Source organism: Acinetobacter sp. ABJ_C5_2 (assembly GCF_044538485.1).
Classification (GTDB): Bacteria; Pseudomonadota; Gammaproteobacteria; order Pseudomonadales; family Moraxellaceae; genus Acinetobacter; species Acinetobacter nosocomialis_A.
Window position 1 is genome coordinate 22202 of the sequence record NZ_JBIUCS010000025.1, and the last position, 21201, is coordinate 43402.

At 37.6% G+C, this 21201-nt stretch carries 19 protein-coding genes; 11 read left to right on the forward strand and 8 right to left on the reverse strand.

Going from position 1 to position 21201, the window contains the following annotated elements; genetic code table 11:
• Positions 1-3 precede the first annotated feature (3 nt).
• The gene (locus ACH8JV_RS15700; RefSeq protein WP_396522304.1) at positions 4-2463 is read left to right on the forward strand and encodes an ABC transporter permease; all 2460 of its coding nucleotides are present in this window, start codon (positions 4-6) and stop codon (positions 2461-2463) included.
• 1 nt (position 2464) lies between these two features.
• Here ACH8JV_RS15700 and ACH8JV_RS15705 read toward each other — a convergent pair whose 3' ends face one another.
• Positions 2465-3274 carry a rhomboid family intramembrane serine protease gene (locus tag ACH8JV_RS15705; RefSeq protein WP_396522306.1) on the reverse strand — a complete coding sequence of 270 codons (810 nt, stop codon included), beginning with the start codon at positions 3272-3274 and terminating at the stop codon, positions 2465-2467.
• A 76-nt stretch (positions 3275-3350) separates the two neighbouring features.
• Here ACH8JV_RS15705 and mtgA point away from each other — a divergent pair, with 76 nt between their 5' ends.
• From mtgA to ACH8JV_RS15720, 3 genes are all read left to right on the forward strand, one after another.
• A complete protein-coding gene (mtgA, locus tag ACH8JV_RS15710; RefSeq protein ID WP_396522308.1) occupies positions 3351-4028 on the forward strand; it encodes a monofunctional biosynthetic peptidoglycan transglycosylase in 678 nt (225 codons plus the stop codon).
• A gap of 104 nt (positions 4029-4132) precedes the next feature.
• Positions 4133-6211: a polyphosphate kinase 1 gene (gene ppk1, locus ACH8JV_RS15715; protein WP_396522310.1), complete on the forward strand. Its 2079-nt coding sequence runs from the start codon at positions 4133-4135 to the stop codon at positions 6209-6211.
• Positions 6212-6448: 237 nt separating this feature from the next.
• Entirely contained in the window at positions 6449-7039 is a 591-nt protein-coding gene (locus tag ACH8JV_RS15720; RefSeq protein WP_311072104.1) for an SPOR domain-containing protein, read from the forward strand.
• Between the two features lie 29 nt (positions 7040-7068).
• Here ACH8JV_RS15720 and oxyR read toward each other — a convergent pair whose 3' ends face one another.
• From oxyR to rubA, 4 genes are all read right to left on the reverse strand, one after another.
• Positions 7069-7977 (reverse strand): LysR family transcriptional regulator OxyR, encoded by a 909-nt coding sequence (gene oxyR, locus ACH8JV_RS15725; protein ID WP_002054474.1) that lies wholly within the window; start codon positions 7975-7977, stop codon positions 7069-7071.
• 6 nt (positions 7978-7983) lie between these two features.
• Positions 7984-8928: an esterase EstB gene (estB, locus tag ACH8JV_RS15730; RefSeq protein ID WP_215899744.1), complete on the reverse strand. Its 945-nt coding sequence runs from the start codon at positions 8926-8928 to the stop codon at positions 7984-7986.
• A 52-nt stretch (positions 8929-8980) separates the two neighbouring features.
• Complete coding sequence (rubB, locus tag ACH8JV_RS15735) at positions 8981-10162, reverse strand: rubredoxin reductase RubB (protein WP_396522312.1); 1182 nt, start codon at positions 10160-10162, stop codon at positions 8981-8983.
• 92 nt (positions 10163-10254) lie between these two features.
• Positions 10255-10419, reverse strand: a complete 165-nt coding sequence (gene rubA / locus ACH8JV_RS15740) for a rubredoxin RubA (RefSeq protein ID WP_000760495.1) — start codon at positions 10417-10419, stop codon at positions 10255-10257.
• A gap of 442 nt (positions 10420-10861) precedes the next feature.
• Here rubA and ACH8JV_RS15745 point away from each other — a divergent pair, with 442 nt between their 5' ends.
• Complete coding sequence (locus ACH8JV_RS15745) at positions 10862-11302, forward strand: SRPBCC domain-containing protein (RefSeq protein WP_396462656.1); 441 nt, start codon at positions 10862-10864, stop codon at positions 11300-11302.
• Between the two features lie 22 nt (positions 11303-11324).
• Here the strand turns inward: ACH8JV_RS15745 and ACH8JV_RS15750 are convergent, their stop codons facing one another.
• Entirely contained in the window at positions 11325-11813 is a 489-nt protein-coding gene (locus ACH8JV_RS15750) for a YqiA/YcfP family alpha/beta fold hydrolase (protein WP_343569786.1), read from the reverse strand.
• A 258-nt stretch (positions 11814-12071) separates the two neighbouring features.
• Here ACH8JV_RS15750 and lysS point away from each other — a divergent pair, with 258 nt between their 5' ends.
• From lysS to cysN, 5 genes are all read left to right on the forward strand, one after another.
• Positions 12072-13601, forward strand: a complete 1530-nt coding sequence (gene lysS / locus ACH8JV_RS15755; RefSeq protein WP_396522314.1) for a lysine--tRNA ligase — start codon at positions 12072-12074, stop codon at positions 13599-13601.
• 189 nt (positions 13602-13790) lie between these two features.
• Positions 13791-15233: a capsule assembly Wzi family protein gene (locus ACH8JV_RS15760; protein ID WP_396522316.1), complete on the forward strand. Its 1443-nt coding sequence runs from the start codon at positions 13791-13793 to the stop codon at positions 15231-15233.
• Positions 15234-15489: 256 nt separating this feature from the next.
• A complete protein-coding gene (locus ACH8JV_RS15765; protein WP_002054314.1) occupies positions 15490-15621 on the forward strand; it encodes a hypothetical protein in 132 nt (43 codons plus the stop codon).
• A complete protein-coding gene (cysD, locus tag ACH8JV_RS15770; RefSeq protein WP_000140408.1) occupies positions 15614-16522 on the forward strand; it encodes a sulfate adenylyltransferase subunit CysD in 909 nt (302 codons plus the stop codon). Before ACH8JV_RS15765 ends, cysD begins: the two co-directional genes overlap by 8 nt.
• A gap of 30 nt (positions 16523-16552) precedes the next feature.
• Positions 16553-18166, forward strand: coding sequence for a sulfate adenylyltransferase subunit CysN (gene cysN / locus ACH8JV_RS15775; RefSeq protein WP_396522318.1), 1614 nt, complete (start codon positions 16553-16555; stop codon positions 18164-18166).
• A 52-nt stretch (positions 18167-18218) separates the two neighbouring features.
• Here cysN and ACH8JV_RS15780 read toward each other — a convergent pair whose 3' ends face one another.
• Entirely contained in the window at positions 18219-18767 is a 549-nt protein-coding gene (locus tag ACH8JV_RS15780; protein WP_396522320.1) for a DUF2239 family protein, read from the reverse strand.
• A gap of 222 nt (positions 18768-18989) precedes the next feature.
• Between ACH8JV_RS15780 and ACH8JV_RS15785 the strand changes: the two genes are divergently transcribed.
• Complete coding sequence (locus ACH8JV_RS15785) at positions 18990-19502, forward strand: hypothetical protein (protein WP_263613170.1); 513 nt, start codon at positions 18990-18992, stop codon at positions 19500-19502.
• 47 nt (positions 19503-19549) lie between these two features.
• Here the strand turns inward: ACH8JV_RS15785 and ACH8JV_RS15790 are convergent, their stop codons facing one another.
• Positions 19550-20887, reverse strand: a complete 1338-nt coding sequence (locus ACH8JV_RS15790; protein WP_396522322.1) for a CitMHS family transporter — start codon at positions 20885-20887, stop codon at positions 19550-19552.
• Positions 20888-21201: the final 314 nt, after the last annotated feature.

The following is a 21201-nucleotide window of genomic DNA, read 5'->3' on the forward strand; positions in this document are numbered from 1 at the left end:
ACTATGCGTAATTTACTTAAGCCACTTTTACTACAAAGCTTTCGTACAGGAGGGCTATATTTACTCATTATTGCGCTTTCACTTGCCATTAGCGCAACCACGGCCCTTAAGTTTAGTAATGATCAGGTTAAAAATGCGGTAAGCCTGCAAGCTTCGCAAATGTTAGCGGCCGATTTAGTTTTATCGAATAATGAACCTCTAGACACAAAATGGAAAAAAGAGGCAGAACAATTTGGTTTAAAACAAACTAATGTGACCATGTTTAGTTCGATGGCGCATACGCAAGACCAGTTTGTCATGGTCAATATCAAAGCGATAGAACCAGCATTTCCATTAAGAGGAAAGCTTGAGATTGCACCTAGTGCACAGAGTATTCAACCAGGCCAAGTGTGGTTAAGTCAAAGAGCAGCCGATTTACTTAAAGTTAAACTAGGCGATACGGTTTCTATTGCAGATGCCGAATTCCGTTTTAGTGGTGTCATCGTACGAGATTCAAATCAAGAGTTAGGTTTTTCTGGTTTTTCGCCTACCGTTATTATTCATCAAGCAGATATTGCTAAAACGCATGCAATACAAACTGGCAGTAGAATCGATTATCGATTGTTAATGTCTGGTCAACCTGAACAGGTTCAGAACTTTAGTAAGCAATTTAAACAGCAACATAAACCCGTAAATGATCAGGAAGAACCTGCAGGATTACGCTTACGCGATGCCAGTGAATCAAATAGTAGATTATTACGTCCGTTAGAAAACCTCGATACATTCTTACAACTTGCCAATATTTTAACGATTTTATTATGTGGCATTGCCATCGCGTTAACGAGTCAGCGTTATGTTCAGCAAAACCAAGATCATATTGCTTTAATACGTTGTTTAGGTGCCAGTAAGTTCCAAATTTTATGGGCCTATATCGGGCTACTTTGTGTAGTCAGTGCAGTTTCGATTGTGATCGGTAGCCTACTCGGAATAATGATGGGCTATGGCTTGCTTGAGCTTATGTTACAACTGATTCCACAACTAGAGTTAAGTTTCTCTGTGGTTGGTTTTTTACTTGGTCCCTTACCAATTGCCATTTTTACCAGTGTAATTGTGCTAATTGGATTCATTTTGCCAAGCATTTGGGAGTTGTTAAATACTCCTCCCATCCGTGTTATTCGAGAGCAAGCAAAATCTCGAAAATCACTATTTTTTATGTTCTTTGCAGGTATTACCAGTCTTGTTATTTTTAGCTTAGTTTTAAGTGAAAACTTGATGCTCAGTATTTGGGTACTAACAGCGATTATTCTGCTTTGCATTTTACTTTATACCGTTGTCTGGCTATTGCTTCGTGCTTTAAAAAAGATGAAAACCCGTTTGTCTTTTTATATTCGTTCAGCATCGCAAAGTGCCTTACAAATTACAGCACTGGCTTTGGGTTTAAGCCTCATTACCGTGTTAAGCGTACTCAGGACAGATTTATTAGAGCGTTGGCAACAGCAATTACCAGAGGGAACACCAAACCAGTTTGTTTATGGCCTACCTCCATTCGATTTAAAAGCTTTTGAGCAACAGTTAAAGCAAAATGGTTGGCAAAGTACACCGTTATATCCAAACATTCGCGGGCGTTTACTTGCCAAGAATGATGTGCCTTTTTCGGAAGAAGCCATAAAGCAAAATAATGCTTTACGCCGTGAATTAAATTTAACTCAGTCGAGTGCTTTACCAAATGACAATGTCATTACAAAAGGTCAAGCTAATTTTAATGCTGTAGGCCAAGTTTCAGTAGAGACAAAAACTGCTGAAAGTCTAGGTATTAAGATTGGGGATAAGCTGACCTTTAGTCTGCCAGACGGTACTTTACAGGCTAAAGTTGTAAACTTCAGAAGTGTTGAGTGGGAAAGTTTTAGCCCCAATTTCTTCTTTATTTTTTCGCCAAAAACTTTAGATGAGAATGCAGGTAGCTACTTGGGTAGTTTTTACGTGCCTAAACAAGATCAACCTAAGATGATTCATATTATTCAGCAATTTTCAAATACGGTTTTTATTGATGTTGACCGTATTTTGGATGAAGTAAAGCGTTTAATGAATGTTCTAGTCAAAATCGTGACCGTGCTTGCAGCGTTAGTTGGCTTTTCTGGAATACTCGTTTTAATTGCTTGTTTAAACCTGTTAATGGATGAACGCCGTCGGGAAGTTGCTTTGTTACGGTCATTTGGTTTGTCTAAAAATAAAATGAAGCAGATGCTGAGCTTAGAAATTGGATTTTTAGGTCTGTTAGCAGGCATTGTTGCCTGCTGTTTTGCTGAGGTAATTAGTGCAATTGCAAGTTATAAAATGAACATGGCTCTACAGTGGCATATTGAAATATGGTTAATTTTACCCCTTGCTATGATGTTAATTTGCGCTCTCATTGGTCAATATAGACTTGGTTATCTTTGTAATTTACCGCCGCTACAAAGTTTGCGAGAGCTGAACCAGATTTAAGTTAAGGCAGTATTTCTGGGTTCTGAATTAAAATTTCATGCCAAAGTGGAAGTAATGATGAGTTGAGCTGATTACAGTAAATATAGAACCCGACTGTTAATAAGAGGCCTCCCATTAAACCCAAAAATTTTAAGATCGTACTAAGTTTAGTACGGTAACTTAAATACCAAATCAGCGCGAGTAATGCACCCATAATCATACCGCCGACATGTGCAGCATTATTGATACCTGTGGCAACCAGACCGAATATAAGGTTAATCGCCATAATCATTAATAATGCTTTTTTATCGAGTATATAGGCTTGATGAGGTAGAGGAGGAAATAATGAAAGGACGGTTAAAGCTGCACCTAATCCCATCACAGCACCAGAGGCTCCGGCACTTACATGAGGGAGCAAGCTTTGGTCAAAATGTTGTAGTAATTCATGTCCATTTTGAATATTGATATAGCTACTTAAAAGGCTACCAAACAGGCCTGCAAGCAAATATAGGCCGATAAAATATAAACGACCAAATAAAGCTTCAGCGACATTACCGAAAATATATAGGGCCCACATGTTAAGCATAAGGTGAATGATACCAAAGTGAAAAAACATGCTGGTAAATAAACGTTCGGGCTGTCCAGAAAAAGTAAGTGGTGTAAAATCTGCTCCCCAGTGAAGAGCATCTTTTATGGCTGGGTCGCTAATGTCGACCCCAGATATAATTTGCCAGATGAACAAACCTACATTGATTGAGATCAGTAGGGCGGTCAGCCACCATGCTTGTACATTGAGTTTACGATTAATGTGCGGAGGCTGAGATTGAGTCATGCTATGCTTTTGTTATATATGAACATGCTTTACAGCTTAACATGAAAAAAGTTGAATACAGGAGATCAGGACGAACATGAAAGCTTTTATTGTTCGCGTGTTGTTAATTTTTATTGGGGCAATTCTCTTAATTCAGCTTTGGATCTTCTCAAGTTTGGTTTGGTGGCGTACACATGAAGTTGATACCACCATGTTTATGCGAATTGATTATTGGTCTGATACATCTCGGCCAATTATTCATGAATGGCTCGACTATGACGATATTAGCGATAATTTCAAACATGCGATTTTAGCTGGTGAAGATGCTAAATTTATCCATCATCATGGCTTTGATTGGTACGGTATTCGTTTTGCCCTTGAGCGTAACAATGAAGAGGGTGAAGTTGTTGCGGGTGGTTCTACCGTGTCTCAACAGCTTGCAAAGAATTTGTTTTTATATAATAAGCGTTCATTTATTCGTAAAGGCCAAGAAACAGTAGCGACATGGATGATGGAGCGCATGTGGTCAAAACGCCGAATTCTTGAGGTGTATATGAACTCGGTTGAATTTGGCAAACATCTATACGGTGTTGAAGCAGCTTCTCAATATTATTATGGTAAAAGTGCTAAAAGCTTAACGCGTGAACAAGCTGCTTTTTTAGCCGCGTTATTGCCTGATCCAAAATATTATCAAGATCACCGTAATGACCATAAACTACAATATCGAAAACGCGTTATTTTACGTTATATGAATAGCACCCAGATTCCTGAATAACTCTGTCTTAAAGATGTGTTATTTTTTTAGTTTTTATCAAATTGACATAAATTTGCAGCATACTATTTTGCAGAGATTTTGGTTGGAAAGAGATTAAGTTAGACATGAATACAGCGATTACAGCAACGACCCCAACAGAATATAGTTATAACGACCGTTATATTAATCGTGAATTGTCTATTCTTGACTTTCATTTACGTGTACTGGAACAGGCAGTCGACCCTTTACATCCATTACTTGAGCGAATGAATTTCTTGCTCATTTTTTCGCGTAATTTAGATGAGTTTTTTGAAATTCGTGTGGCAGGAGTCATGGAGCAATATGCTCTAGGCAATGAAAGTCGAAGCCCTGATGGTTTAACACCACGACAAGTCTTACAAAAAATCTCTGAGACTGCTCATGCGGCAATTGAACGCCAATATCGCATTTTAAATGAAGAAATTTTGCCTAAACTCCGTGAAGAAGATATTTGCTTCTTGCGTCGTGGGGAGTTAACGCCCGCTCAATCGGCTTGGGTTAAAAAATATTTTCAAGAACAAGTTGCACCTGTTTTAACACCAATTAGTCTAGATCCAGCTCATCCATTCCCGCGTTTAGTCAATAAAAGTCTGAACTTTATTGTGACCTTGGAAGGTAAAGATGCATTTGGTCGTCAAATTGATTTGGCTGTAGTACCAGCACCACGCTCATTACCACGTGTTGTACGATTACCAGATGAGTTAACAGGCGGTAAAGAGCATCATGTCATGCTGTCTGCAATTATTCATGAACATGTATCAGACTTGTTCCCTGGTATGACTGCAACTGGATGTTATCAATTCCGTGTAACTCGTAATGCCGATTTGGCGCTCAATGAAGACGTTGAAGATTTAGCTAAAGCTTTAAAAGGTGAATTAAGTTCACGCCGATTTGGTCGAGCAGTTCGTTTGGAAGTAACTCATAACTGTCCACAACATATTTATGAATATCTGCTTGAAGAATTCGACTTAAACGAAGAACAACTATATAAAGTTGATGGTCCTGTAAACTTGGCTCGTTTGGTTTCAAACTTTAAACGTCCTCATTTGCGTTATGACTCGCATACGCCAGTCGTACCGAAAGTGTTTAAAAAGACCGAGAGTATTTTCTCTGCCATGCAAAAGCAGGATATTTTGCTTCATCATCCATTTGAATCTTTTGCGCCAGTTATTCAGTTACTCCGCGAAGCAGCCCGTGATCCACAAGTATTGGCAATTAAACAAACGCTTTACCGTAGTGGAGTTGATTCGGAAATTGTACAAGTCTTGGCTGAAGCTGCACGTAATGGTAAAGAAGTAACGGCAGTTATTGAATTACGTGCCCGTTTTGATGAAGAATCAAACATTGAAGTGGCGAATGTACTTCAAGAAGCAGGGGCGGTAGTCGTTTACGGTATCGTGGGTTATAAAACCCATGCCAAAATGATTATGGTGGTACGCCGTGAAAATAATAAATTGGTACGTTATGTTCATTTAGGAACAGGTAACTACCATGCGATGAATGCCCGTATTTATACCGATTATGGTCTTATGACGACCGATAAAGACTTATGTGAAGACGTACATCGTATCTTCCAAGAGTTAACAGGTATGGGCAAAATGGCAAAACTGAAAAAGTTGCTCCATGCACCTTTTACTTTGCATGCTCAGCTCATCAACTTTATTGATGAAGAAATTACCAATGCAAAGGCTGGTCGTAAAGCTCAAATTATTGTGAAAGTGAATGCTTTAACGGAAGTTCAATTAATCAATAAATTGTATGAAGCTTCTCAAGCAGGGGTACAGGTAGATCTCATTATCCGTTCTATTTGTTGCTTACGCCCAGGATTGCCAAATTTATCGGAAAATATTCGAGTACGTTCAATCGTAGGACGATTCCTTGAGCATACACGTGTTTATTACTTTAGTAATAATGGTGATGCACGTATTTACTGTTCAAGTGCAGACTGGATGGATCGTAACCTATTTAATCGTGTTGAAGCATGCTTCCCGATTGAAGATCCTGCATTGAAAAAGCGAATTTATCAGCAAGGTCTTCTTAATTATTTGCAGGACAATCAGCAAGCTTGGTTATTGCAAGGTGATGGTACTTGGGTCCGTGCTCAACCTGCTGAAGGTGAAAAACTACATAATGCTCAAAGAGAATTATTAGAAACATTTAAATAAAACTTAATATTAAAAAGCCGGCATTATGTCGGCTTTTTAATTGTTTGAAATTCATAGTAATTTAATCTGAATTCTTAAATGGTTGCAGGATATACGATAATAGTTTGAAACACCGCAATATGTTTTAAAAATATGTGATTCTTTACATAAAACATTGAATTTTAAAAATATACAAATTATGTGAAATCTACTTTAATACGCTGCATTAAATATACTTAACTTTGGTAAGTGAATAATATGCAATGCTTTATTAAAAGTTTATTTATTAGAATATTTTTAGGGGTAATGCCAGTGACTGCGTATGCAGATCAAAAGTGCTATGGAGATATTATTGTATTTCATAAATATGATGATCAAATGATATATCCCTACTTTATACAACCTTCAAAGGAAAAAAATAAGAAAAATGAAACACAAACAAAGGTAATAACGGTCCAGAAAAGAAAACCTACTCAAGATGAACTGGTAGCACAAAAGAAAGTTGAAGATACTCAATTAAAAAAAATAGAAGAAAAGAAAAATCTTGAGAATAAGAAACAGCTTGATGCAGCAGTAGCTAAAGAAATTTTAGAAAATGGCGAAAAAAAATGGATGGTACAAGTTGCATTGGCACCTAATCAAAATAAAGCAAATATGATCCAGTCTCAATTGCAGGCGAAAGGATATAAGATTGTGACTAGCCCAACCACAAAAGGAATACGGGTTATGGTAGACCCCGCCAATGATTTTGCGATTGCACAAATTATTCGAGAAAAAATAATTTCAGATGAGAGTTTGGATCTGAAATCGGCTTGGGTCTTTAAATGGGCATCTTTAACAGCACAGTAAAAGAAAAAGGAGTCCGAAGACTCCTTTTTTTATTCATGTAAATTTGTTGTAATTTTCTGCATGATTTGCAGGAGTACATCAAACTCGCTTTGCAATGGCGTACTTTTACGTGTAACGAGCGCTAGAGTACGACTTGGTGCATCTTCAATTGGTTTTGCAGTAATCTGATCATTAAACTTGATCATACTATTTTCAATTGCGATTTCTGGTAAAAGCGTAAAACCTAAATTAGAAGAAACCATTTCGACTAATGTTGGTAATGAACTTGCTTTTAAGCGGTTATCGTTTTTACGTTCACCAATTGGGCAAGCACTTAATACATGGTCACGTAAACAGTGACCTTCTTCAAGCAAAATAAGACGCGATAAATCAAGGTCATCGAGAGAGTTTGCTTGAAGTGCATTTGTATCTTGCTTACTACAAACAAGATATAAATTTTCTTTTGAAATTTCAGCTACTTTTAGACTTCTTGTGTCAAAAGGTAGGGCAAGAACGATCATGTCCAAATTACCGTGTTCTAAGCGCTCTACAATTTTCTCACTTTGAGCTTCATGTAAATGCAACTGAATCTTTGGTAATTGTTGATGCACTTCATCAAGTAACCGTGTCAGGATAAAAGGTGCAATGGTTGGAATAACACCCAAATGAAGATCGCCAGTTAATGGTTCACTCATTTCACGGCTTAAACGCATTAAATCCTGAGCATCTGCTAGCAATACACGGGCTCTAGCAACGACTTGTTCACCTAATGGTGTTAAGCGCACATTCTGACGGTCACGCTCAACCAGAACGCCACCTAATAGCCTTTCCAGCTCCATGATACCGCCCGATAAAGTCGATTGGGTAACAAAAGAGCGGCGTGCTGCTTCAGTAAAATGCAAAGTTTCCGACAACGTAACTAAATATGATAGCTGTCTTAGTGAGGGTAATGCAGCCATAGTGTCCTAGTATGATGATTTAAAATGATGCGCAAATAAACCGCTAAGCTGTGGAATAAAATGGGCAGGGATATCATGCCCCATTCCATCAATTAATTCAAACTTAGCACCGGAAATTGCTTTTGCTACAGCCTTACCGTGACTTGGTGGAAGTAAGCGGTCACGAGAGCCATGTAAGACTATGGTGGGTTGCTTAATTTCACGGTCCAGTTGCAGTAAGGAACCTGTACATAATATTGCTAAAAACTGTTGAAGTACACCAGCAGGATAATAGCTACGTTGATAAAGTTTTCGTGCAGTTTGAACGGCTTCAATATGATTAATATAACCAGGAGAACCAATCAATTGGAATAATTTTAAGCTGTGGTTAACAATCCCTTCTTCATCACGTGATTCGGGTTTGCCAATCAAACTTAAAAGTTGTTTAGGAAATGGTGGTGGTAAAAAGGGTTGGTTGTTACTGGTAAACATCAAACCTAATTTTTCTACTTTTTCCGGATATTTTGCAGCAAGTATCTGGGCAATCATACCACCCATTGATGCACCGACCACATGTGCTTTACTTACGCCTAAACGGTCGAGAAGCATCGATACATCGTCTGCCATATCATACAATGTATAAGGTGCACCCTGATTTTTTAACCCTAAAGCAAAGCGTCCCATCAATTTCATGGTATTTAAACGTTTACCCTGATGACGAACTTTTGAAGAAAGGCCAATATCACGGTTATCAAAACGAATAACACGAAAACCTTGATCAATGAGCGATTTACAGAAAAAGTCCGGCCAAAATAGCATTTGGGCACCTAAGCCCATAATTAGCAAAATGGTTGGATGTTCTGCTTTTCCACCTACTTCTACATGCAATTCAATACCATTGCCTAAGTTGACTTTGGTTTCTTGCATAAAAGGAGTGTAGGGTGAAATACTAAATTGTAAGGCGCTATTCATGTTATGCATTCCTTGAAGGAATACTCTTGAGCGAGTATTCCCAGTTTAAACCTTATGCTTGGGCAGGAATAAGATCTGGAACAAGCTTAGTTAACGTTAAACGTTGCTTGCCTGCTGTTGCACCTAACAATACGAAACCACGCAATGTTCCTTCATTGTCAATTGCTTTGGCAAGCATACCATCGTCGAATTCTTCAGTTTCCCAATTTACATCGACATCAACCGGTGCCGGTAAAACTGTAAGTGGTGCAGCCGGGGTTTTTACCGCAACTGGCATTGCAGGGTAATGTACATTTGTTTGTTGGCCGCTTAATGTTTTTGCTAGAGCACGCGCTTGTTGCATAATTGGCATTACATAAGGAAGCAGGTTACCATTCACTTCTGCACAGTCACCAATCGCATAAATATCTGCTTGATTCGTTTCAAGCAAGCTATTAGTAATTACACCACGGCTGGTTTGAATATTTGCGCTTTGAGCAAGAGAAATATTTGGTTGTAGACCAATCGCTGAAAGCACGATATCAGCAACTAAAGTTTGACCATTTGCTAATGTAACGGCGTAATCTTCACCATTATTGATCTTACTTACTTTTTCAACGGTTGTGCCTAATGCAAATTTAACCCCAGCTTCTTCAAGATTTTCTTGGAAAGCTGAAGCAATGTGTGACGGTAACAAACGGCCTAATGGTTGAGGTGCTAAATCAATTACCGTTACATCATATTCACTATGAAGTAAATCATTGGCAAATTCGCAACCAATTAAACCAGCACCCAAAATCACAACACGTTTATCTTTGCGCTGAGCAAGGTTTTCGCGGAAGGTACGATAATCAATCAGTGAGTTCACTACATGAATGTCATCACTGCCATCACCTGCAATTGCAAGACGAATCGGGTTAGCACCAACGGCTAAAATCAGTTTTGAATAGGGTTGATTTGAAGTTACCCCATCTTTCTCTAGAACAAGCTCATGACGCTCAGCTAAAATTTCTTTCACCCATGTAAAAGGTTCAATACGCATATTGAGCTGTGCACTCATTTTTGCAGCATCACCTAACGGAATTTGTTCCGGAGCCTTTTTACCTGCAAAAGCGTTAGATAACGTTGGTTTTGCATAGTTCACCGCATCATCCGCACAAATCATCACAAGTTCTTGCTCTGGGTTAAGCTTACGGAACTCACGTGCTAAGGTATAACCCGCCATGCCTGATCCGATAATGACGATTGGATGCATTTTTTTCTCCAGAATTAGAATTGTTCATTTAATACGGTGATTGGTGATATATAAAAAAGACCATGTAAATCATGGCCTTTTCATTTAAGACATTAGATTTCGATCATTTCAAAGTCAGCTTTTGAAACGCCACAATCAGGGCAAGTCCAATCATCAGGGATATCTTCCCATTTTGTTCCAGCTGCAATGCCGTCTTGTGGCCAACCTTCTGCTTCATCGTAAATCCATCCACAAACGATACATTGATATTTTTTCATGAGACTCTCCGCACTGATAAGTTTGCTCAAAGCTGCCTTTCAGTAAAACTATTCCATCTATTAATAATGTAACTACGATCCGTTCAATAATAACTAATGTAGCTTTGATCGGGTATCAAATTTTTACGCAGTTCTACATTTAAAGTAAAGCACATAAGGGAGTTTAATCATTCGTAAGCAAAGGTGAATGGCATATCGAGACAAATAACTGGTTATTTAGGCAAAACTTCAACATAAACACATAATAAACCATATGTTTTTATTCACTTATTAATGTAATAAGGTTTTAAGTGATATGAAGGGTTACAAAAAGAACAAAGCATTTATATAAATAAAGTTCTTAAAAACATAAGCTGATTAATAAATAGACAGATAAATTCATGTTTATATAAAACGAGAAAGTTTATTGAACACTTGAGTAACAGAGATAAGGAAATTGAATATGGAAATTCTAGTATATGAAGTAGAAATTAACGCGCCTATAGAAAAAGTATGGAATATACTCTGGAATAGCGAGACATATAATGCATGGACGAAATTCTTTGCGCCGGATTCTTCAATGCGTACTGACTGGAAGATTGGTGGTAAAACATATTTTCTAGACGGAGAAGGAAATGGAATGGTTTCGACCATTGAAGAAATGAAAAAGCCTGAGGTGCTAATTTTTAAACATTTAGGAATGATTAAAGAGGGTAAGGAAGACTTAGAAAGTGAAGAGGTGAAAGGCTGGAGTGGTTCACTAGAAAAATATTTTTTAAGCCAAAATGGGAATACTACAACTTTAAAAGTTGAATTGGCCACCTTACCTGAATATATCGGTATGTTAAAAAGTGGCTTTGTTCAAGGTTTTGAAGTTGTAAAAGATATTGCAGAAGGGAGTTAGTTCATCTTGCTCAGTTGGTTGTTTAGGCAAAGTATTTTTTATGAATTTTAGAAATCAGATCATTGAGACGAGAAGGATAAGCAAGACGATGATGGCCTCCGTCATATGTTTCTACTGTCATATAAGGTGAAAGTTTTTCCTGTACTTGATACATATCAAGTTGCTCGTCTCCTAACTCTAAATAAGCCATTTTAGGATTAGAGTGATCAAGATCTTCATCACAAAGGTTGGGGTAATCATTACGAAAACTAGGATTAAGGCTTGGATTGGCAACAACAACAGCTAACTTATGTTGAGCAGCTGTTTTTAAAGCCCAATAGCCACCAAGGCTATGACCGACTAATAAATCAGGTTTAATCGTTTCAATTGCTTGATGATAAAAGTCCTTCACTGAGGCATAACTTAAGTTACGATAATCTACATCAATACAAAATTTTTCAGGATGTAAAATGGCATGGAATTTTGTTGATTCACGAGAAGAATCCAAGCCATGTAAAAATAGAATTTTCATTATTTGCTACACAATCTCATAGATAAAATAAAAGGCAAAATAGGCCTTTTAAAAATCGAGGTTATTTGGATTTTTTTATATTTTACTTAAAGCAAAAAAAAATGATCTTAGCGATTGGTCTAAGTAATTTTCTTCATTCAAAACGCCTTTAGTCTGACTGCTTTGACTTTTTTCATTTTTGTTTGATTGAAATCATTCGAAAAACCTCAGCAATCTGTTAAGCTATGCCACTTCATTTTTACTTAAATCGAGGCAGAGATGACGCAACAAAACGCTCAATCGACTTCTGAACCAACTATTTCCGAAAACGATTTAATTGCACAGCGTCATGCCAAATTAAAGCAAATCCAAGATGTTGCAAAGGATACTGGAAAAAGTCCTTGGCCAAATACATTCAAACGTGAACACTACGCTGCTGATCTACAAGAACAATTTAAAGATCAGTCGAAAGAACAGATTGAAAGCGCTGAACATGTCTATGTAAAAGTTGCTGGTCGTGTCATGTTGAACCGCGGTTCTTTCATGGTAATCCAAGACATGACTGGTCGTATCCAGTTATATGTTGACCGCAAAGGTTTACCAAAAGATATTCTTGAAACCATTAAAGGTTTAGACCTAGGCGACATTATTGCTGCTGAAGGTTATATCGGTCGCTCTGGTAAAGGTGATTTGTATGTACACCTTGAAGGTTTTGAACTTCTTACAAAATCACTTCGTCCATTACCAGATAAATTTCATGGTTTGAACGATACAGAAGTTAAGTACCGTAAACGTTACCTTGACTTAATCGTGAATGAAGAAACGCGTAAGACTTTTGAAATTCGTGCCAAAGTTGTTGCAGGTATTCGCGCATTTTTAACAAATGAACGTTTCATGGAAGTTGAAACGCCAATGATGCATGTAATTCCGGGTGGTGCGTCTGCACGTCCGTTTGAAACGCATCACAATGCTCTAGATATGCCGTTATTCTTGCGTATCGCACCTGAGCTTTACTTAAAGCGTTTGGTTGTTGGTGGTTTTGAACGTGTGTTCGAAATTAACCGTAACTTCCGTAATGAAGGGGTGTCAACACGTCACAACCCTGAATTTACAATGATCGAGTTTTATCAAGCATATGCTGATTATAAAGACTTGATGGCTTTAACTGAAAACATGCTTGAAAAGTTAGCTCTTGATATTTTAGGTACAACTGATGTGCCTTACCAAGGCGAAGTGTTCAGCTTTAAAGGGCCATTCAAGAAAATCTCTATGTTTGATGCGATTTTAGAGAATAACCCTCAGTTCACGCCAGAAAATGTGGGTGACCGTGAATTCCTTGCAAAATTTGTTCGTGAGGAATTAAAAGAAGAAGTTAAACCTGGTTTTGGTTTAGGTAAGCTTCAAACAATTGTATTTGAAGAAACGGTTGAGACTAAACTTCGTCAACCTACCTTTATTACTGAATATCCAGCAGAAACTTCTCCACTTGCTCGCCGTAATGATGACAATCCGCACATTACCGATCGTTTTGAATTCTTCATTGGTGGTCGTGAATTGGCAAACGGTTTTAGCGAGTTAAATGACCCGATTGATCAGGCTGAACGTTTCCAAGCTCAGGTTGCTGAAAAAGACGCAGGCGACGATGAAGCAATGCATTATGATGCAGAGTTTGTTGAAGCACTTGAATATGGTCTACCTCCAACAGCGGGTGAAGGTATTGGTATTGACCGTTTGGTTATGCTTTTTGCAGACGCACCAAGTATTCGTGATGTAATTTTATTCCCGCATATGCGCCGTAAAGACGGTTAATTTAATCTTCAAAACAGAAAAAGGCAGTTTATACTGCCTTTTTTATTCACTATTTATATATAAAAAACACTTAAATTATAGAAAACTTAAGAGCACGTTAAAAAATGTAATTGCACAGTTTAACAATTGCAAATTTGCGATAAAAAAATTAATGTGTTGCTCATAAATAACTTTGAGAATTGTGCTGACATGTTTTTAAGAAAAACACTTTCAATTGCATTATTAGCAACTGCCTCATCAGCTGTTTTTGCCCAAGGTTTGGTGCTTAATAATGATGATTTACGTACAGATTTAAATTGGTTGAATCAACAAGGTGTTATTAACATCAGCACTTCTACTTGGCCTTTAAGCGGTGATGAAATTCAGCGCGCACTCTCTCAGGCTAAAGTAACACATCCAGCTCAACAAAAAGTTATTAACTCAGTTCGCAATGCATTAAAGGCAGATAACGATACAGTTAAAGTGGGTGCTTTTGCCGAATCTGATATTAAAAATCTTCCACAAGCTTTTGGCGATAACCAAAAATCACAGTATCAAGGTTCTGTAGAGTTTAATGCGGGCGGTGAAAACTGGGATGCAAAAATCCGTGTAAACGCAGAAAAAGATCCACAAATTGATAATGGCCATGATGTCAATGTGGAAGGTTCTTATGTCGCTGGTAAAATTTGGAACCAATGGGTTGTTGCTGGTCAAATTCCAACATGGTGGGGACCTGGCCATGATGGTAGTTTAATCCGTGGTGATGCAAGTCGTCCTGTGTATGGGGTGACAGCTCAAAGAGCTATACAAAATGCATTTGATACCAAATGGTTATCTTGGATTGGTCCTTGGCAATACCAATTATTTGCAGGTCAGTTAGATGATTATAAAGCTATTCCTCATGCTAAGTTATTAGGTTTGCGTGTTACGGCAAGTCCATTACCTTACTTGGAACTGGGTGCTTCCCGAACTTTACAATGGGGTGGTGAAGGGCGTTCTGAAAGTTGGAACTCATTATGGAATGCAATTAAAGGTAATGATAATGTTTATGATGCAGCTGAAGACAGATCTAATCAAATTGCTGGATTTGATGCTCGTTTAAATCTTCAATCACTTTTAAATGCTCCTGTTGGTATTTATGGTCAATATGTAGGTGAAGATGAAGCCGGTTTGCTTCCTTCTAAAAAAATGTATTTAGCTGGTGCTGATTATTCTTCTAGCTATAAAGATATGCCTTATCAAGTTTATGCTGAATGGGCAGATACACGTACCAATAATGATGTAAAAGGAATCTCTTATAATCATTATATTTATACTGACGGTTATTATCAGCATGGTTTCCCTCTAGGGCATGCAATGGGTGGTGATGGTCAAATGTACTCTGTTGGTGGTGATATTCGCTTTGACACTATGAATCGCTTAAGTGGCCGTGCAATGGTTGTGAAGGTGAATGAATCTAACTTGGCAATCAATAAAGCCTTCCCTAAAGAAGATAAAATCAAAGCACTTGATTTAACTTGGACGCATTACATCAAGCCAGATCTTCCATTAAAAATTAATGGTTGGATTAGTGACTCTGATTTAGAGGGTAATGATTCAGGTGCATCTATTGGTATTGAAATTCCGTTAGAACGTAAAATGTTTGGTTTTTAAGACTTAAATATTACTGATGAAAAGGAGAAGCTAAAAAGGCTTCTCTTTTTTTATTGTATTTAAAGAAATCTAAAGATGAGATCGTGATTTGCTTCAGTTAACGATGCGGGCTAGGATGGGCATGTTATCTATGCGAATCAGTATTTTACATTTATATGATGAATTTGAATATCAATATGAAAAAACAAGCAAAAGAAAACAGTTTTAAATCACTATAATGCATAACTAATGCTATAAGCCTCATAAAGGCATGTAGTTGGATTATTTATCACAAAAAATTGGAGTTGTTATGGCACTCGTTCCTCCACATGGTCTTCTAAGTGGTGGTTTAATACCACTTCTAGATTTTATGGGCAAAATGGATAGAGAAGGACGTGTTCATGACTGAATCAAGACTTACACATCTCAAGCAACTTGAAGCTGAAAGTATTCATATTATTCGTGAAGTTGCGGCAGAATTTGAAAATCCAGTCATGCTTTACTCAATTGGTAAAGACTCGGCTGTAATGCTTCATCTTGCTTTAAAAGCATTTTATCCTGCGAAACTTCCATTTCCTTTATTACACGTAGATACAGGTTGGAAGTTTAAAGACATGATCGCGTTTCGCGATAACATGGCAAAAACCCATGGCTTTGATTTAATTGTTCATCAGAACAAAGAAGGCCGTGAAGCAGGGATCAATCCATTTGATCATGGTAGCTCAAAATATACAGATATTATGAAAACCCAAGCTTTAAAACAGGCTTTGGATAAATATCAATTTGATGCTGCTTTTGGTGGTGCGCGCCGTGATGAAGAAAAATCACGTGCGAAAGAGCGTGTGTATTCATTCCGTGATAGTAAGCATCGTTGGGATCCTAAAAACCAACGCCCTGAACTTTGGAATCTTTACAACGGTAAAGTAAACAAAGGCGAAAGTATTCGTGTATTCCCATTATCAAACTGGACAGAGTTAGATATTTGGCAATATATCTATTTAGAAAATATTCAAATTGTTCCTCTTTATTTCTCTGCTGTTCGTCCTGTGGTTGAGCGTAGTGGTACGCTTATTATGGTGGATGATGAACGCATGCGTTTAAAAGAGGGTGAAGTTCCGCAAATGAAGTCTGTACGTTTCCGTACGCTTGGCTGTTACCCATTAACAGGTGCAGTTGAGTCTGAAGCTGATACATTGCCAGAAATTATTCAGGAAATGTTATTGGCAACAAGTTCTGAGCGTCAAGGTCGTATGATTGACCATGATGAAGCAGGCTCAATGGAAAAGAAAAAGCAAGAAGGCTATTTCTAAGACAGTTTCTAAATTTGTGGAGTTTGAGCAATGTCTCATCAATCAGACTTAATCAGCCAAGATATTCTGGCTTATTTAAAACAGCATGAACAAAAAGATCTTTTACGCTTTTTGACTTGCGGTAACGTAGATGACGGTAAAAGTACCTTAATTGGCCGTTTACTTTACGATTCAAAATTGATTTATGAAGATCAATTACAAGCAGTAACGCGTGACAGTAAAAAAGTAGGAACTACGGGTGATGCACCAGACTTGGCATTACTGGTAGATGGTCTGCAAGCAGAACGTGAACAAGGCATTACCATTGATGTAGCTTATCGTTATTTCTCAACAGAAAAGCGTAAGTTTATTATTGCGGATACCCCAGGGCATGAGCAATATACACGCAACATGGCAACAGGTGCGTCAACTGCGGACTTGGCAATCATCTTGATTGATGCGCGCTATGGCGTTCAAACGCAAACTCGTCGCCATACGTTTATTGCAAGTTTGCTTGGTATTAAGAATATTGTTGTTGCCATTAATAAAATGGACTTGGTTGAATATTCACCTGAACGTTTCACTGAAATTCAGATTGAATATGATGCTTTCGTAAGCCAATTAGGTGATCGTCGTCCAGCCAATATCTTATTTGTTCCAATTTCTGCTTTAAATGGCGATAACGTTGTAAATCCATCAGCTCATACTCCTTGGTACAAGGGTCAAACCTTGATGAGTATTCTTGAGTCTGTGGAAATTAGCCGCGAGTCGAACAAACACGAATTCCGTTTCCCTGTTCAATATGTGAACCGTCCAAACCTCGACTTCCGTGGTTTTGCAGGTACCGTTGCTTTAGGTGAAATTAATGTTGGTGATGAAATTGTAGCGTTACCTTCTGGTAAGCGTTCTACAGTTAAAGAAATTGTTACTTTTGACGGTAACCTTGAGCAGGCAGTTGCAGGTCAGGCAGTTACATTAACGTTAAACGATGAAATTGATATTAGCCGCGGAAACGTGCTGGTACGTGCAGGTGAGCAACCATTAATTTCACGTAGCGTTCGTGCTTCTGTGGTATGGATGAATGAGCACCCGCTTGTAAAGGGTAAGTTGTACAATATTAAGATTGGTACACAAACTGTTCCAGCAAAAGTGACTAACATTCACTATCGTGTGAATGTGAATACACTTGAACATACTCATGTGGAAGAGCTTGAGTTAAATGCAATTGCAGATGTTGTAGTTGAGTTCGATGCGCCAGTTGTATTTGATCAATATCAAGATTCTCGTTATACAGGTTCATTCATCTTCATTGACCGCTTAAGCAACGTAACTGTTGGTGCTGGTATGGTTGAGGCTGCTGTTGAATGGACTACTCATAGCAATGCTGTTACTGCCGAAGACCGTGCTGCTCGTTTAGGTCAAAAACCTGCTGCTATTAGTGTTTCTGCACAATTAATTGAAAAAGCTCAAGTCTTAGAAAGTTTGCTGATTCAGCAAGGTGTAGTTGCGATCGCGAAAGCAAACTTAACAGCTGAGCAATTGGTTCTATTACGTGAGACGGGTGTTGTAATTATCACAACTTCTGTGGAAGGTACAGATACAGAGATAACTGCTGAAACTGTAGAAGAAGCAGTAGAAAAAATCGTGGAATTGGTTCGTCTTTAATAGATTGAAAATGAGTTCTAAAAAACCCGCGTAAGCGGGTTTTTTATTGAGTTTAGAAAATATTTTGAGTTTTTAAAGTTAAATATTCTCTTAAATCTTTGGGATAGTTCTGGATCATCTTTAAAAATGTATCTCGATCACCTTGATATAAGGCACGTGTTGCTTCCTCGTAATTTGGCATATTACCTAACATGGCAGACATAAAACGGTCGATAGCTTGTTTAGCGAGCATAATATTGCCTTCAGAATTTGGGTTGTTTAACTCTTTATCAATTAACTTGCGAATCAATGCTGATGCACTCGCACTTTGTTGATCTAACCAATCCCAATGTTTTTTCTGTAAAGTGATTTCACGAGAAATTACACCAAGTTTAGGTCGTCCAACTTTTTTAATTTCTTCTGGCTCAGCATAACGTTGTTGAAATTCTTGTTCCGAACCAGAAAGATCAAGATCAATTTGTTGACCTGTTTGATCATTAAAAATCAGAATATTTTCCGTTGTTTTCGGAAGATCTTTGAGTTTTTTTGCAAGTTCAACAATGGAGGCGCTTGCAATAAGTGTACTTCCAGTAAAAGCAGTATAGGTGATTGTAGTATTCATTTTAGCCGTATATTTTTATCAGGGTAAAATAATATTATCAGGGTAAAATTAATTTGGCAAACATTAAAATTTATAACCAAAGAATGATCTGATTTTATAAATGTAATCTGTGAAGTTAGGACTATAAAAATAGTCACGGTAATAGACTACTTAAAATTTTGTTCTGCTTTAATATCGCTTTTATGAGAGAATGTGCCTTTAGTTGTATGTATAAGGACTCCTATGTTTGAGCAATCTCCTGAATCTTTAAGCGATATCGAAATTTTAGACATTTTACAGTCGATGAAAAAAGATAAGCTAGATACGGAAGCAAATGAGATCATCCGTAGCGGGGGGAAAGCAGGACGTCAGGAAGCACATAAACAGGCTTTGGTGGCACTAAATACAAATTTTGAAGAGAAATTTGTAGAGGCGGTTACTCTTGCACTAGGTTTAAATGCAGCTCAAGCTAAAAAAATTCGCTATAAAAAAGATCGAATTCGTATTTTAAAAGCACGTGGTATTGATTATTTAGCTATTGATGGTGCTGAAACAGCGCAAGTTTTGGCACAAATTTCACAAGCAATTGTGCGAGAAGATGCAATTGTTACTCATGACTTGCATGACATCTTCCCATTTTGGAAAGAAGGTTGGCCAATGGTGCAATTTGATAATGCCTATAAAATTTTAGAAGAAGATATTGGCTTGCACTTTCATGCGTTCTTAGATGCCATGATTGAGTATGTGAATAAATAAAAATAAAAGCCCCAATTGGGGCTTTTATTTTTTATAGCAGAATGTAGTTAGATCGCACTAAAAAGTGGGAAAACACCAATCACTAATGCTGTACCCATTAACACCATACAAGTAATAAATGCCCACTTAAAAGTGAACTTTTGATGGTCTGCAAAATCGACTTTAGCAAGACCGCATAACAAGTAAGTTGATGGAACAAGTGGTGATAATAAGTGTACAGGTTGGCCTACAATAGAAGCACGTGCAATCGCTTCTGGGCTAATACCATAATGTGAAGCAGCTTCAGCAAGAATAGGTAATACACCATAGAAGAATGCATCATTTGACATAAAGAAGGTCAATGGCATGCTTACGAAAGCTGTAATCGGTGCGAGATATGGACCCATACTTGCAGGAATCATTGCGACAAATTCTTTAGACATTGCTTCAACCATGCCTGTGCCAGATAAGATACCTGTAAAAATACCTGCCGCAAAAATTAAACCTACAACAGCCAAGATGCTATCTGCATGCATAGCGATACGCTTTTTCTGCATATCAACATCAGGGTAGTTGATGAGCATTGCAATACAGAACGCCAGCATGAATAACACTGACATAGGTAAAATACCTTTGATCAATGCAATCATAAGAAGAATGGTGAGCACCATATTTACTTTACGTAAATGTGGACGAGTCGCTTCTGGATCTTTTGAAACAGTAATGTTGTCGCCATGATGACTTTCAAGCTCAATCACGCCTAAACGTTTTTGCTCATATCGACCATATAAATATGCCAAGAAGAATAACCAGCCAATACTAATCACCATTGGAAGGATCATTGGTACAAAAATATGGCTTGGATCAACTTGAAGCGCACTCGCTGCACGGGCAGTAGGGCCACCCCATGGTGTAAGGTTCATTACACCACTACATAACAACATAAGTGCTGTCATGATGAGTGTATTCATACCTAGGCGTTGATAGAGAGGGAGCATTGCTGCTACACAAATCATATATGTCGTTGAACCATCACCATCAAGAGAAACTAAGGTAGTTAAAAAAACGGTCCCTAATGTAATTTTTAGAGGGTCGCCTTTAACTTTTTTCAAAATCCATTTAACCGGAGGATCGAAAAGACCTGCATCGATCATTAAGGCAAAATATAAAATCGCGAATAATAACATTACGCCAGTAGGCGCAAGTTTTTTGATGCCTTCTAGCATCATTTCGCTGAGACCCTTAAGCTCAATATGACTTAAGCTTTCAAAGTAGTGACCAAGGCCCCAGGCGATAAGAGAAAAAATAAATGGGATAAGAATTAAAGCAATAATAGGGCTTAAACGTTTGGACATGATTAAATACATGAAGCATAAAATCATGCCAACACCAAGTAATGTCAGCATACAATCAATCCTTTGCCTTTAGTTTTACTGAACAAGTTTATTCAAAACTCTGACTTTGATTATTCTTATGAATTTTTATTAAAAAGACAAATAATATATTTAGTTTATTTGGTTAATATATATTCACTTGGAAAGGTATATTCTGTGGAAATACTGAACATATATATTAATGGTATAGTCTATTTATAATATATGGCATTTATTATAAGAACTTATAAAGCCTTTATCATATTTAAAATTATCATGTATTTTTAGAATTTATATTTAGTTTGAATGCTGAAATGAGAAGTATACCCATTTACAATGCTTGTAAT

Excerpts from the sequence above, each read along its gene's own strand:
- ACH8JV_RS15700 (WP_396522304.1), top strand. The coding sequence starts at position 4 with ATGCGTAATTTACTTAAGCCACTTTTACTACAAAGCTTTCGTACAGGA.
- ACH8JV_RS15705 (WP_396522306.1), bottom strand. The coding sequence starts at position 3,274 with ATGACTCAATCTCAGCCTCCGCACATTAATCGTAAACTCAATGTACAA.
- mtgA (WP_396522308.1), top strand. The coding sequence starts at position 3,351 with ATGAAAGCTTTTATTGTTCGCGTGTTGTTAATTTTTATTGGGGCAATT.
- ppk1 (WP_396522310.1), top strand. The coding sequence starts at position 4,133 with ATGAATACAGCGATTACAGCAACGACCCCAACAGAATATAGTTATAAC.
- ACH8JV_RS15720 (WP_311072104.1), top strand. The coding sequence starts at position 6,449 with ATGCAATGCTTTATTAAAAGTTTATTTATTAGAATATTTTTAGGGGTA.
- oxyR (WP_002054474.1), bottom strand. The coding sequence starts at position 7,977 with ATGGCTGCATTACCCTCACTAAGACAGCTATCATATTTAGTTACGTTG.
- estB (WP_215899744.1), bottom strand. The coding sequence starts at position 8,928 with ATGAATAGCGCCTTACAATTTAGTATTTCACCCTACACTCCTTTTATG.
- rubB (WP_396522312.1), bottom strand. The coding sequence starts at position 10,162 with ATGCATCCAATCGTCATTATCGGATCAGGCATGGCGGGTTATACCTTA.
- rubA (WP_000760495.1), bottom strand. The coding sequence starts at position 10,419 with ATGAAAAAATATCAATGTATCGTTTGTGGATGGATTTACGATGAAGCA.
- ACH8JV_RS15745 (WP_396462656.1), top strand. The coding sequence starts at position 10,862 with ATGGAAATTCTAGTATATGAAGTAGAAATTAACGCGCCTATAGAAAAA.
- ACH8JV_RS15750 (WP_343569786.1), bottom strand. The coding sequence starts at position 11,813 with ATGAAAATTCTATTTTTACATGGCTTGGATTCTTCTCGTGAATCAACA.
- lysS (WP_396522314.1), top strand. The coding sequence starts at position 12,072 with ATGACGCAACAAAACGCTCAATCGACTTCTGAACCAACTATTTCCGAA.
- ACH8JV_RS15760 (WP_396522316.1), top strand. The coding sequence starts at position 13,791 with ATGTTTTTAAGAAAAACACTTTCAATTGCATTATTAGCAACTGCCTCA.
- cysD (WP_000140408.1), top strand. The coding sequence starts at position 15,614 with ATGACTGAATCAAGACTTACACATCTCAAGCAACTTGAAGCTGAAAGT.
- cysN (WP_396522318.1), top strand. The coding sequence starts at position 16,553 with ATGTCTCATCAATCAGACTTAATCAGCCAAGATATTCTGGCTTATTTA.
- ACH8JV_RS15780 (WP_396522320.1), bottom strand. The coding sequence starts at position 18,767 with ATGAATACTACAATCACCTATACTGCTTTTACTGGAAGTACACTTATT.
- ACH8JV_RS15785 (WP_263613170.1), top strand. The coding sequence starts at position 18,990 with ATGTTTGAGCAATCTCCTGAATCTTTAAGCGATATCGAAATTTTAGAC.
- ACH8JV_RS15790 (WP_396522322.1), bottom strand. The coding sequence starts at position 20,887 with ATGCTGACATTACTTGGTGTTGGCATGATTTTATGCTTCATGTATTTA.